The 13,618-nt window shown below is 67.6% G+C and carries 9 protein-coding genes; 2 read left to right on the plus strand and 7 right to left on the minus strand.

Annotation, left to right across the window (positions count from 1 at the left end; translation table 11 throughout):
* Nucleotides 1-12: 12 nt before the first annotated feature.
* The 3 genes from UG56_RS07395 to UG56_RS07405 all read right to left on the minus strand — a co-directional run bounded on the left by UG56_RS07395 (nt 13) and on the right by UG56_RS07405 (nt 3,192).
* Complete coding sequence (locus UG56_RS07395; protein ID WP_052693238.1) at nt 13-1,956, minus strand: caspase family protein; 1,944 nt, start codon at nt 1,954-1,956, stop codon at nt 13-15.
* Nucleotides 1,953-2,348 carry a hypothetical protein gene (locus UG56_RS07400; RefSeq protein WP_045547485.1) on the minus strand — a complete coding sequence of 132 codons (396 nt, stop codon included), beginning with the start codon at nt 2,346-2,348 and terminating at the stop codon, nt 1,953-1,955. Before UG56_RS07400 ends, UG56_RS07395 begins: the two co-directional genes overlap by 4 nt.
* Before the next feature lie 241 nt (nt 2,349-2,589).
* Nucleotides 2,590-3,192, minus strand: a complete 603-nt coding sequence (locus tag UG56_RS07405; RefSeq protein ID WP_045547484.1) for an antibiotic biosynthesis monooxygenase family protein — start codon at nt 3,190-3,192, stop codon at nt 2,590-2,592.
* 253 nt (nt 3,193-3,445) lie between these two features.
* Between UG56_RS07405 and UG56_RS07410 the strand changes: the two genes are divergently transcribed.
* Nucleotides 3,446-3,778, plus strand: a complete 333-nt coding sequence (locus UG56_RS07410; RefSeq protein WP_045547483.1) for a hypothetical protein — start codon at nt 3,446-3,448, stop codon at nt 3,776-3,778.
* Nucleotides 3,779-3,913: 135 nt separating this feature from the next.
* On the opposite strand, the gene UG56_RS07415 is transcribed toward UG56_RS07410, so the two are convergent.
* The 4 genes from UG56_RS07415 to UG56_RS07425 form a co-directional block, all read right to left on the minus strand.
* On the minus strand, nt 3,914-5,647 hold the full coding sequence (locus UG56_RS07415) for a helicase (protein WP_045547482.1): 1,734 nt from the start codon (nt 5,645-5,647) through the stop codon (nt 3,914-3,916).
* Between the two features lie 74 nt (nt 5,648-5,721).
* Entirely contained in the window at nt 5,722-8,268 is a 2,547-nt protein-coding gene (gene hrpB, locus UG56_RS07420) for an ATP-dependent helicase HrpB (RefSeq protein ID WP_218145158.1), read from the minus strand.
* A 426-nt stretch (nt 8,269-8,694) separates the two neighbouring features.
* Entirely contained in the window at nt 8,695-9,699 is a 1,005-nt protein-coding gene (locus tag UG56_RS27835; RefSeq protein WP_143054946.1) for a hypothetical protein, read from the minus strand.
* Nucleotides 9,700-10,021: 322 nt separating this feature from the next.
* Nucleotides 10,022-11,431, minus strand: coding sequence for a hypothetical protein (locus tag UG56_RS07425; protein WP_045547481.1), 1,410 nt, complete (start codon nt 11,429-11,431; stop codon nt 10,022-10,024).
* A 950-nt stretch (nt 11,432-12,381) separates the two neighbouring features.
* On the opposite strand from UG56_RS07425, the gene UG56_RS07430 reads away from it, so the two are divergent.
* Nucleotides 12,382-13,581, plus strand: a complete 1,200-nt coding sequence (locus UG56_RS07430) for an IS110 family transposase (RefSeq protein ID WP_045547480.1) — start codon at nt 12,382-12,384, stop codon at nt 13,579-13,581.
* Nucleotides 13,582-13,618 lie beyond the last annotated feature (37 nt).

Consider the following 13,618-nt stretch of genomic DNA (forward strand, 5'->3'; position numbering starts at 1 on the left):
GACGGGTTGGCGTCAGCTTGTGCCGGACCCCGCGCCACCTCGTGTCAGCGACCCGTGGATCTGCAATGCCGCGAAGGCGACCAGGAGGCCGCCGGCGATGCCGATCCATCCGGCGGCACGTACCTCGCCTTGCTCGCCGATCGCCTGCAAGGCCGCCAGGACGACCCCGAGGTAGTGGACCGCGGCGAGGGTACCGGCCGAGAGCAGGACGGCGGTCGCGAACCGACGCCGGGAGGAGAGCGTCAGCAGGCCGACGGCCAGGCAGCCGACCACGGCCACCGGCTCGAAGATGTACTCGGCGCTCGCGCCTTCCTCGACCTCGGTCCAGAACGAGCTGTAGCCGTCGTAGGGGAGGAACAGCGCGAGGACGGCCAGCCCTGTGCCCGCCAGGGCCGATACGAGCCAGACGGGCTCGACGTTCCCATGATCGCGGTCCGTCGAGGAGACGCTCAGGCACGCCCGGCCTGCCACGACGGCCACCACGGCGCCGCCTACGACGAGCAGGCCCAGGACGGCACCGATGACGCCGATGTCCTCGACGGAGAACTTCACCAGTCCGATGCCGGCGGCGGCCATGAGGATTCCGACCACCAGGAACAGTCCTGCTGCGCCGGCGGTGGGCAGCTGCTGACGGCGGAGTCGGCCCGCCGCGAGGAGGAGGGCAACGGCTGCGAGCGCTGCCTCGAACGGCGCGACGACCGCGAACGAGTTCCAGGCAGTCGTGGAGTCGGCCAGCAGCGGCAACGGGACCGCCGCCAGAAGCGCTACGGCAGCCAGTGATGCGGCGGTCGGCCCCCACGATGGGGGCGGGGGCTCGGTCGCTGCCACCGGCCGCGGTCTGTGCTCGGGTCTGTGCTCGGGCTCGGGCTCGGGCTCGCGTTCGGGCTCGGGTTCGCGTGCGAGAGGGACTTCGGCCGCCGGTGCAGGTGGTTCCGGTGGGGGCGGCGCGACGGTCGGCTGCACCGGGGCTGGCGGTGGCGGTGGGGGAGGAGGCTCGGGCCTGCGAGCTCGCTCGGCCGACCCACGTACGACACGCTGTGTGTCGTGCTCAGCCATCTCGTCCAGCACCGCACGGGCCGCGGCGGCGCGGGCGGGGTCCTCGTCGTCCAGCAGCGCTGCCAGCTCCTCGACCGCACCGAGACGTACGTTGGTGAACGGACTGGAGATGGCACCACGCAGGTCGGCCAACAGGTCCACCGGTTCAGGCGGGCGGTTGCTGCGGGCGATGAAGAAGTCCCCCTGCACGTCGAAGACCCACTTGCCCGGAGTCTGCGACGGCGTGACGGTCCGCACCCGGTCGAAGGCGAAGTCGTACAGCTCGTCGACCGACACGAACCCGTCACGGTCCAGGTCCGCCTCGCCGGTGGCCAGGCCCTCGACCAGCGCCGAGGTGAACACCGACGGCTTCCCCTGGCCGGCGAGCTGGTCGCCCTCGAACGAGTACTCCATCGCGCTCGACGCCGTCAGCACGATCCGCCCGCGGCCGTCGAAGCGCTCCATGATGTCCATGCGCTCGTCGCCGCGATTCATCATCCCGCGCGCGAACGCGCCGCTGTAGCAGCAGTCGAGGAGCAGCACGATGCGCCGGGACCGGCTCTTCGTCATCTGCCGGTTCACGTAGTCGGCGGGCAGGGACGTGGCGTCCAGGTGGTCGATCTCGGTGTCCGGCGTCGCGAAGTAGAGCCGCCCGTCCTCGTCCTTCACCCCGTGGCACGAGAGATGCAGCAGGAGAAGATCGTCGGGCCCGCGGTCGTCGAAGAAGGTCGAGACCTTACGCCGGACCACATGCTCCGGCTCGTTGAGCGACACCTCGACCTCGAAGCCGCCGATCTCGGCGTTCCGGAGTACGCCGGCCAGCTGCTCGGCGTCGGTGGCGGGCGCGCGAAGCCTGCTCAACCGCTGGTCGTGGTACGTGTCGTTCGCCACCACCAGCGCGCTGCGCCGCCCCGTGGTCATGGCGCCGGCGAGGAAGCAGGCGGGCCCGCCTCCTCTGACGCGTGCAGGGCGGCGACGAACTCATCGATGAGTCGATCCTGCTGCTCCCGCGACGCCGAGTCGATCTTGAGCGTCTGGTCGCCGATGGTGAGCTCCACCGCGTGGGCACCGCGGCTGGAGGACATCCATCCCCGTATCGCCCCCACGATGGCGGTCACCGCGACCAGCGGCTCCTGGAAGGCCACGATCAGCACCCCGATCGCCGCCAGGTCGATGCCACGGGTGCCGGCGGGCGCCTCGCCCGCGCTCGCGCGCTCGACATCGTCGACGCCGAGGTCCAGCAGTTCCCTGCGCAGGACCGAACTGAACTCCTCGAGACGCTCCACATCAGGATCGTGGATCGTGATGGTCATCTGCCGACTCATCCGCGGCTCCTCGCTTCAAACTCCCCCTACTGTCAGTGTCCTCCCAGGCCGTGGGCTCGTCAGCGATTTCACGACAGGATCTGACCGATCTGGAGTAGCAAGCACCGCCTGCGGGCATCTTGCTTCCGGGTCGCGGCGCGATGGCGCAGGCCGGGAAGTGCGCTGAGCAGGGGGTCCTGATGGCGTGGCCGAGCCCGGCCCGGGCGGGCTCGGCGAAGAGGCGTGGACGTCAGGCCATCTCGGGGACGTGCAGGTGGGCGTACGCGAGGTCGAACTCGTGCACGTCGACGATGTCGCCGCCCGCGTCGCTCGCGGTCCGGTTGCGCATGTCGTTGGCCGCCGCGCGGCTTGCTTCCATCGCGGCGCGGGACTCCCAGGCCGTGGTGGCGCAGCCCAGGCCGGAGGACCGGTTCACCAGCAGGCTCGCGCTGCAGAACCCGTCGGTCTGCTCGAGCTGGGGAAGGATCCCGACCCGGAAGGTCTCGGTCATGGTGTCGAGGTCACCCTGCAGCCAGCTGACTCGGGCGCACTCGCCGTGGTGGTTACGGTGCATGACGACGATCTCCCACTCGTCGACCTGCATGGAGCCGCCGAGGATGTCCTTCCCCCGATCGCGTAGCGGACGAAGCTGCTCATCGCTGGCGCGCATGGCCGCCTCGTCTTCCCACGAGCTTGTCGCGATGCACTGGCCGGTCTCGCGGTCGACCAGCATCGAGAGGCCGCGACAGCCCTCGATGCTGTCGAGCGTGGGCCCGGCCTCGTTCTTGACGAACGTGATGCCCGCGTCGATGTTGCCGGGACTTCCGTGGAACGTAGTGGAACGTGCGTACACAGCCCGCTCCTTTCTAGGACAGGGCAGTGCCCGACCGGCACCGCCGGTAGTTCCCTGTCTACCCCTCTGCGTGCTGGGACGCCATACCCAAGGTCCGTGGTTCTCGGCCCCCGGTTGGGCTGAGTCCGACATTCGTCTGTGGTGGCTGAAGGCCTCCTCGGATGTCCCCTCGCGGCGGTGCGACGTAGAACCTCTCTGCCAGCCGGGGTTGCACGCCAGATCGAAGTTCGCTGCGTAATGGCAAGATGACTACATGGCATCGGACTCCCGGATGGTGGCATTGGGTTTCGGAAAGTTCGCGCGCGCCGACCGCATCTTCGCCCTGGAGCGCATCACCGGGGAGGAACGCGGTGATGGCCGCCGCACTCGAGTCTGGATCGACGGGGTCACCGACCCCTTGATCGCGTCTCGGACCGAGATCACGATCCTTCGCGATATGGGCCAGGAGTCCGCGGCCACCGCACCCGCGCTCGACGAGGCAATGGACCTCGCCGCGCGTCTGGCGGCCGCGGCTGAGGAGGGTCGGGTGGATCTGAGCGATCTGGGTCGTCGTGCGCGACGCCTCCTCGCCACGACGACGCCCTAGGAACGGGAGACCTCGACCGCCCGCCCCTTCGGTGAGTGACCCATCGCGGCGATGTAGCGCGCTCGCGGCGGAATGCGGCGCCAGCCCTGCATAGGTTTCTCCACGGTGACGGTGTGACTTGCAGGAGCCGAGAGGTCAGTCGCCGCCCTCGGTCAGGGTGGCGGAGGGAAGCCAGTCGGCGCCGAGGAGGTGGGCGACGCCGGCGAGGCCGGTGGTGTCGCCTCCCACCGTGTCAGAGGCGGCAGCGATCCGCTCGACCATCACCCTGCCGACCTGCTCTTCGACGGTGCCCTCGGCGTAGGCGATGTGCCACGGCGAGAGCTGGTGGTCGCGGTGGGTGCGGCCGGTCACCTGCCGTCCCGCGATGCCTGAGAAGCGGGCCTGGTGGAAGACGCCGACCCGCGGCTCGCTGCTGGCCCGGCGACCGTCGGCGAGGGTTTCGCCGGCGTGCAGGCTGATCGAGGCGACAGTGGTGAAGACGCAGACTTTCGCCTGTCCGGTCTGGAACCGGAGCCGCTCGGCCTCTGCGTCGAACCGGTCGCGGCCGTAGATCGTGGCGACTTCGAGGCCGGAGTCACGCAGTCGGTCGGCGATCGGGTCGGCGGCGGTCGCGACGAACTCGACCGAGCACGCCACCTGTCGCTCGGCCTCGACCTGCTGGACGATCCAGGCGACCGTGGAGTCGACGCGTATCAGCCCGGCCTTCTGTCGGAAGCGCAGCAGCGCTGCCCGCCCCTTTGCGACATTGCGGCCACGCCGGGCGATGTCCATCTCGCGGCAGAACTCTCCCCATTCGGCCTCGTACGCAGTCCGCTCCGACGGCGTGAGTGCCACCGGCATGCCGGAGATCGGCACCGGTCCCCATGGTGCCGCGCGGTGCAGCATCGCGGGCGGTCGCTCGTCCTCGAGCCAGCCGCGGACCAGCTTGAGGTCGGCGGCGCGCCGCGCCGGGTCGGAGGTCCAGGTTGCGCCGTAGCGTCCCCGCTCGATCCCGATCCCGTTGCGCTCGAGCGCGGTGGCGAACGTGGCGCCGGGCTGGGTCGCCGAGGTCCACTCCTGCATCGGCTCGCCGAGGACTTGCGCATAGGCCGGGGCGAGGTAGGGCAGGTCGAGCGGCGTGTGCCCGGGCGTCGCGGTCGTCGCGATGATGAAGGGGGCTTTGTCGTGTGGCCGCCCGTGGCCCGAGATCCGCGCCCAGAGCTTCCACCGCTTCGTCGTCGTACGTCGCAGCGCGTGCGCCTCGTCCGCGATGATCACGTCCCACGCGTGATCCTTGACCTTCTCCAGGCGGTCCCATGTGATCACGACCCATTCGAGACCGCCGTCGCCAAGCGCGGCGATCGTGCGGCACCAGTGGCCGATCGTGATCGCGGCAGGGCGGTCGGCCACGACCAGCACCCGTCGCGCACCGCGGAGGTCGCCCACCGCTGTCGCCCCGAGGACCGCGGAGATCGTCTTGCCCACGCCGGGCTCGTCGGCCAGCAGGAACTGCCGTCCGCCTGCCGCAGCACGCGCCGCGATAGCGTCAGCAGCCTCGTACTGGATCTGCCGCGGCTCGAGCGCGTCGGTCGGCTCGGGGCTCCGTGTCGGCATGTCGGGACTGAGGGTGCTCTCGATGAACCGACCGAGCGTGTACGGACGCGGCGCGTAGGGCGCGAGGTGCGCCGGCAGCGCGCGCCCGACGTACAGGTGCGTCTTGACTCCCGGGTGCCATGCGGCGCCTTCGACCTGGGTGCCGTAAGGAACGTCGAGCACCCACAGCCGCTCGCCCGGACCGACGGCGGGCAGCGGCCGGCTCGGTTGCCGCGTCCCGCTACGGCGCGTACGCCCGCCGCGGCGACGAGCACTGGATCGGCGAGGACTGGCCACCCCTCGACGCTATCGGGGTCTCCTTCATGTGCAGAGATGGCTCGCCCACGTCGGTCGGCGAGTCGACCGGCCGCTCACCTTCGGCGGCGGGGGTTGTTCGTACGCGCGGTGGCCGGTGCGCTGCGGGGATCCTCCGGCCAGGCGTGCTTGGGATAGCGCCCGCGCAGATCAGCACGAACGCCGGGGTAGCCGTTGTCCCAGAAGGACTCCAGGTCTGCAGTGACGGCTGCCGGGCGTCGCGCGGGGGAGAGCAGATGCAGCAGGAGCGGGACCCGGCCGTCCGCGAGGGCCGGCGCTGCGGTCCAGCCGAAGACCTCTTGGATGCGCACAGCGAGCACCGGTTGTTCGGCGGAGTAGTCGATCCGCACGCTCGACCCGCTGGGGACCTGAACTCGCTCGGGAGCCAGATCGTCGAGCCTGCCTGCCTGCGGCCACGGCACCATCGCCAGTAGCGCGGTGGCCACGTCGACGCGACGAAGATCCTGGGCCGAGCGAACCCGCGCCAGCTGGGGCCCGAGCCACGACTGGAGGTTCTGCGTCAGTGCCGCGTCGCTCACGTCGGGCCACGGGTCGCCGAGCGTACGGTGCAGGAAGTCGAGGCGGGCGCGCAGCGCCGTGGCCGCCTCCGGCCAGGCGAAGAGAGCGATTCCCTCACGTGCCACCGCCTCTCGGATCGCGTCGGCCACGGCCTGCGCGGGTGGATCGCTGAGCGGGACGGAGCGGAGTTCGATCGCGCCCAGCAGCGTACGTCGGCGAGCCAGCACCCGCCCTTCGGTCCAGGTGACCTCATCCACCTCGGTCCACAGGGACCCGGCCGCCTCCAGCGCGAGGTCCTCGGTGAGCGGGGCCGCCGATCGGATCCGGGCTTCACGCTGCCCGGGCCGTCGCTCCGCGTCTCCGACCGCGAGCCACTCCATTCCGACCAAGGGCCCCGGAGCACGCGGATCGAGCGCCGCGCCCGTTCCGGACGTCATCAAGTAGCTCGAGGCACTCGAACGCTTGCGCGCAATCCGGTCCGGATGCGCCAGGGCCACCACCAGCCCCACCGCCACGTCATCGGTGAGTGCTCGGGCTGCCTGGGAATGGTCCGACGCGTTGCTCCGTCCGCCCGTGGTGCCCTGCTTCTCGACGATCGTCTCCAAGCGGGTGGCCTGGCTGCGCCACGAGCCCGCACGCTGGTTGCCACGGAGCGACCGGAGCGCGGCAACCAGGTCGCCGCCGGGAGCACGTACGTCCTCGCTCAGCATCGCGACCACCTCTGAGGCGCGCTTGGCTCCGACGAGACCAGCCCCGTCGATGAGGGCACGCGCCAGCCTGGGGTCGGTCGGCACGCCGGCGATGACCCGGCCTCGCGGGGTGGCTCTGCCGTCCTCGGCCATCGCCCCCAGATCCACCAGCACCTCCTTGGCCGACGACAAGGCATGCGCCGGTGGCTGGTCGAGCAGCGCCAGATCGCGCACGTCGAGACTGCCCCAGCACGCCACCTCCAAGGCGAAGGCCGTCAGATCGGCGGTGGCGATCTCGGGCTCCGGATGAGCGGCCAGATGCGCGTGCTCCGCCTCGGACCAACAACGCAGCACGGCCCCCGGCCCCAGCCGTCCGGCCCGACCTGCCCGCTGCTCGGCCGCTGCCCGGCTCACCGCGACGGTGACCAGGGAAGCCAGTCCGCGGCGGTGGTCGGTGCGCGGCTCGCGCGAGAATCCGGCATCCACCACGACACGTACCCCAGGTACGGTCAGCGACGACTCGGCGACCGCGGTCGAGACGATCACTCGTCGACGCGGGCCCTCGCTGAGCGCACGATCCTGCTCGGCGAAGGACAGACGTCCGTGCAGGGCGTGCACGTCCGCGTCCACGCCGGCTAGGCGACGTACGGTCGCCTCGACCTCCGCGACACCCGGCACGAAGACCAGGACGTCACCCTCGTGCTCGACGAGCGCACGTCGTACGGTCGATGCGATATGGTCGTGGAAGGCCGGGGTGATGCCCCGCTCGTCGGTGCGGCGTACCCCCGCAGGTGGCGGGCACCAGATCGCCTCGACCGGGTGGAGCGCACCCGGGACCCGGATCACCGGAGTGCCGCCCCCACCGAGCAGCGCGGCCGTCCGCTCGGCCTCGATGGTGGCCGACATCGCCACCAGCGCCAGGTCCTCACGCAGGTTGGCCCTGATGTCGATGAGCAGCGCCAGGGTCAGATCCGCGTCGAGGTGGCGTTCGTGCACTTCGTCGAGTACGACGGCGCCGACGCCGGGCAGCTCGGGATCGTGTTGGACCCGCCGGAGCAGCAGCCCGGTCGTGACGATCTCGACACGTGTACGTCGACTGGTGCGTCGGTCTCCGCGCACGGAGTATCCGACCGTCTCGCCAACCGGTTCGCCCAGGAGGTGCGCCAGCCGACGGGCAGCAGCACGGGCTGCGATGCGGCTGGGCTGCGTGACGACGACCCGTCCGGCGACAACCTCGGCGACCGCGGGCGGGACCAAGGTCGTCTTGCCGGTGCCCGGCGGTGCGTGGACCACCGCGGCTCCGCGGGCGCGAAGCGCCTGGCCGAGAGCGGCCAAGCCTGCGGTGACCGGCAGATCGGGCGGCGCGGCAAGCAGACTGCGCAGAAGGTCGGACACTCCTGCAGTGTGCCTGACGTGCCTCGGTCGGTGTCGCGTCGGCGCCGAGGACTGTCACCACGACGACGCCCGAGCAGAACGAGCTCATCGTCTGACGCATCGAATCGGGGATTGCGATCCGGGACTGGTGGATGTGGGGAGCAGTGCTGAAAGGGCCATGTGTCTCAGGCTCGTCGCGTCCGCAGCCGGTCGCTGTCCGGTGTCCACAGCGCTCCAGCCGATCGGCGCAGCATCGGCCACTCGCACCTCCGTCCACCACCGCCTCAAGCCTCGACACAGTTGGTGCGTCCCACTGGCGGCGGAAGGACGCAGGTTCGGAGCGCGGTGTTCGCGGCGTGGCCGTGGCGGCCCAACAGCCGATAGAGATGTAAGACGAGCAGAATCGCAGGAGGGCCGCCCTGCCGCCCGATGCGTAGCTCCATCGACTTACAAGACTATATTCGGAGATAAGGCTTCAAGCCCCTGCGACAAACTCCAAGCTAGGCCGCGAAACTCCGCTATCGCGCGCCGGAGGTAAGCGGCTGACACGTCAAGCTCGTCACCCTCTACAAGCTTTCCTTGATTGGCGGCAAGACATTGCAGGTACTGGTTACTGACGCGACCGCCATGATGAACGAAGACGTTGCGTCGTTCCACGATCTCGTGTACTGTCTGCAAGTTGCCTTTGTCCCCGAGAAGGCTCGCGAAAAACTTCTGGTAGCCCGGAAAGCCCTCTCGGGCTAGCCGGCTCAGCTTGTCGTTGACAATCGCTGAGCGTAGGTCGTCCAAGTTTTGGGCATCAAGAACGTCGCGACTGCTGAACTGTCGGTTCACGTTGCGCAGAATTTGTGGACGCTGTTCGATTGCTGTCTTCGCAGAGAGTGACAGGAACGTGTCGAATGCAGCCACGACCGCCATGAGGAGGCCACGCCTTAGCGATGGCCCCGGAGACCCGACATGAGCTAACCCCCGCCACACGCTGTTGAAGACCGCAGCTTTGTCAAGATCGCCAGGTATTAGCGGGTCAAGAGCAGTGCGTAGTTGGGCTTCCCAGGCCTCGTCGTCGAGGTCCACTTCCATGAAGAATACAACTTCAAATCGCGTAGATTTCGGGTCTGTAGCTGGTTCGGTGTCCTCGATTATCTCGATCACTCGTTTGTCGCGGGGGTCGCTGAACGACTCTCTCAAGACTTTGGTCTGGTGTCGACCGATGGCTTGAGTAAACTTCTCCCTGACCGCATCTGGAAGAGGGTATTCAAGGCGGTCGACAACCCGGCGGATTCGATCGGTTGGGGAATCTTCGATCGCCAATAAGCTGGAGGCACGTAGCACGTCCTCGAACGAACTTAGGTTCGCGTCGAAGGCTAAGTAAGTGTCGAGGGGGCCTGACATGGATGGCGGCGCCGGAACGATCAATGGCAGCGCGTTCGGCGTAATCTTCTTCTCGTTCATGGCAGCAAGAGTGTCATGGCCATCCAGAATGCACCGCACATCAGCAGATCCCGGGGCTCAAAGGACCTCGAGCAGCCGGCGGTAAGCCGAAACCTGCAGAACTGCACTGGTCGCAGGGTGTGCGACCGTTTCGGGCTGCGGCGCAACCCGTCGATGTCTGGACCCGCTGCTCTCGTGGGGACGTTCGAAGGTGTCTCCCTCAGAATTGGGGCGCGCTCGCAGAGGCTCCGGTTGTCTGCCTCAGTGAAAGTGGACCGAATGACATGACAGTTCTAGTAGCCGCTTCGAGGGACGGGATGCATCGCGAGGCGCGACTGAAGGCTCAAGGGGTGTTGCCTCTTGGGGTTTGTCGCTGGAACGGGTTTGGCTCGCGGCTATCGTTCCCTTGACCCTTTCGCAAGCCTTCGAGAATGGCAGTTAGCCCGGCTGCGATCTCAGCCATGCCCGCAGCCAACGTAAGGTCTCGAACTTCCCTGAATCTGCGGACGCGCTCGACGACCCGCATATCCTTGGTTCCGTTGAAGACCAACATGGCGACGCCGCGCCACGTGTCGCCCTTCCAGACGGCCTCGCCGTCAATCCGAATCGTCGAGACAACTCGTGCGAGCGCGAGGACGTCGTCGACCTGGTTGGCTGAGGGTGGTCTTCGGGCGTATTCACGGAACGGCTGTAGTGGGGCTTCCCAAGAGTGAGCGCTGCCGTTCGACGATTTGATGGCTGCCTGGGCGTGGGTTAGGTCCTCTGGGGATACGGCCGCGATGGCCGCAGCGGCAGTCGACAACTGTTGCGGGTCGCCGATGGCGGCTATGCGAAGTACGGTGCCCTCCCGTTCGACGGTTGTGTCGCTAAGACCCAGGAAGCCGAGCATCAGGCAGATGACGCTGAACAGATCTCGCTCGGGAGTGTGTCGGGACAGCTCGAGCTCGATACCTTGAGTCGCTGTGGCGCGTGTTAGTGCCATCATGAGGGACACTGCTGTTTGGAAGTAGCCCAGCACGGCATCAAGGAACTCGTCGATGCTAAGACGGAACTCCTCACCCGGAGACAAGTGGGTGATGAAGTGGTCGTCGACGATGTCGTAGTCGTAGTGAGCCGCCGCGTGGCGGACAGGCTCAGACAGGTTCTCCTCGAGGAGCAGGTCCGGCCAGCGCTGAATCGCGCGCTTGATGAGCTTGCCAGCACCCTGCTGGTGGAGGCGTTCATAGTCGGCGTCATCCGTCGCGAACATCGTGGCCAAGCAGTGGCGGATGATGCCGTCACGACATTGCATAACTAGGTGAAGGGCGGTGGTCGCGGCCTCGAGGTCATTGCTCTCGTCGATGGTCGAAAGCTTGAATGCCGCGGTGGAGAACTGGGCGGTGACCACACCGTGCCTGGCCTGCCACTTCGGCGAGTTGCAGACAGGTTGGAGTTGGCCCATATCGCCTTCGGCGATGTCCGCGACTTCGAGCGCCTGCTCTAGATCAAAGAGGACCAGCATGAGGTGACGCATCAAGAGGAGATTTAGTCCGATTCCCATTTGCGCTGGATCAGTGGATCCGCCGGTCAATTTTCGAAGTCGTTCATCGAGGGTCGCCAACATCTCGTCGCCCCCTGCGGCGGCGCGCGCTGATTCGCCTATCTGACTGAACGCGGCGTGCCCGGCGAGCAAGCGTTCAATTTCGCCGATCTCGTTCAACTTGTCGATCTCGTCGGCCGCGGCGTCGATCAACGGCTGCGCGCGGGCCTGCAAGTCCTGAGCAAGCAGGATCGTCTCCGCGCCGAGAGCTTCTGCAAAGATCCCATAGCCCTGGCGCAGAAGGCTTAGCGAACGCCCAAAGCTGCGGGCTCGATTGGTTCCCGGGCGTGGGTGACGCCGAGACCAATGCGCTACTTGAGCGTCCAGCTTGGCAAACGCCTGAACAACCTCATGCGCATCTCGCCCTCTCCGAGCAGCATGTGACAACGCTTCGCGTATGTCTGCGATCAGCTTCGGGACCGACGCGATGGCGTCTGTGAGGTCGTCCTTGGCCGGCGGAAGTGGTACGTCGGCATCCAGAAGTTCTCGGAGGATCCTCCGGCGGCGTTCGAGGTCCGGCTGTGTCTCATGTCGACGGGGCAGGAGTCCGCATTCGGGACACGGCTGAGTCATCAGCCTGGTGCCACCGCACCTGTCGCATGTGATGCTTGCAAAAGACAGGCTCATCCTTCCTCGAGGCATACTCGTCTCCCTTCATCTGGTCTTGAGGCACAAGTCGTTTGGGGGGCCGCTGGTCGCGCTGTTGCCGATCCTGCTGCTGCATCGAGCACCTGGGTGGACGTAGGGATCACGCACCGACTTCACGCGCTGATCGGTCAGACCCTGTCGTGCGTCCATAGTCCCAGCGAGGGGAGTCAGCCGCGACGAAATTGAAGCGGATCCAGAGGCTCCCGCCCGCTCGTCGGCGGAGCCATACCGTTGCAGCGCGTCGTTCTGGGCTACTAGAGGATTCCGGTAGGACCGGCGTCCGGCCAGACTCGGTCCAGGTGCCCGGTGGGCTCGCTCTCTATTGGGCTGCCCACCCGCCCGTGCGGGTGTGGCTCGATTCCGGTATGCAGCCCCCGGGCACCGCTGACGAGGCGTGGCTCAAGAGGGGACTGCCCAGCTCGTAGTAGCAATGCCCACCTCGCCGTCCCAACCGGAACGAGCGCAGGGAGTAGCGCATGGAGCAGGTCGTCATCGGAGTCGATCCCCACAAGTTGTCCGCAACGATCGAGGTCGTCGACCACCAGGAGCAACTCCTCGGATCTGGTCGCTTCACCACCGATCAGGCCGGCTACGCCTCGATGCGCGCCTACGCCAAGGCCTGGCCGGGTCGAATCTGGGCAGTCGAGGGAGCCAATGGTGCCGGGCGTCCACTCGCCCAGCGGCTCCTCGAAGCCGGCGAGCATGTCGTGGACGTGCCAGCCAAGCTCGCCGCACGTGTCCGGCTCTTCGACACCGGCCACAACCGCAAGACCGATGCCCACGACGCCCACGCAGTCGCCATCGTGGCCGTGCGCACGACGAACCTGCGGGTGCTGAAGGTCGACGGCGCGCTCGAGGCAATGCGGATGCTCACCGACCGACGCGAAGCACTCACCAGGCGTCGGGTTCAAACCGTGTGCCGACTTCAGGCGCTGCTCGCAGAACTCCTGCCTGGTCAGGTCAAACGCGACATCACCACCGGTCAGGCCAAGGCCATGCTGGCCACGGTCCGCCCCAGGGACATCGCCGGAAAGACCCGCCGCCGCATCGCCGCCGAAGAACTCGCCGAACTGATCGCGGTCGAGGCGAAGATCAAGAAGGCCACCGCAGAACTCAAGGCGATGGTCCTGGCACGCGATTCACGGCTGATGGACATTCACGGGGTCGGTGCCGTGGTGGCCGCCAGAATCCTCGCCGACGTCGGCGACATCGCCAGGTTCGCCGACCGCAACCGGTTCGCGTCCTGGACCGGCACCGCGCCGCTGGATGCCTCCTCTGGTGAGCAGAACCGGCACCGACTCTCACGTGCCGGGAACCGCCGGGTCAACCACATGATCCACATCGCCGCGGTCACCCAGCTGCGCCTCGACACCGACGGACGCGCCTACTACCGGCGCAAGCGAGCAGCCGGGAAGAAGCCCCAAGAAGCGCTGCGATGTCTCAAGCGACGCATCTCAGACGCCATCTACAAGCAGCTCGTCAAAGATGCCGCACGCGCTTGTGAGGCGGACCCGGGAGGGCACTACGGGGCGTCTCAAGAATCCAGCGCGGTCGACCTGCCCCCGCGAATCGACACTTCGGATCAGCCACTCCCGGACCCGCAGCCCCGACGCTACGCCGCACCGCCCGCCACCCGAAAGAGCCCGGTGGCCGGACCCTTCGCAACCGCTGGTTGACAACAGAGGGGAGCCGGAAAGACGTACCTTTCCGCAC

It is taken from the genome of Nocardioides luteus, from assembly GCF_000960475.2.
Lineage (GTDB): Bacteria > Actinomycetota > Actinomycetes > Propionibacteriales > Nocardioidaceae > Nocardioides > Nocardioides luteus_A.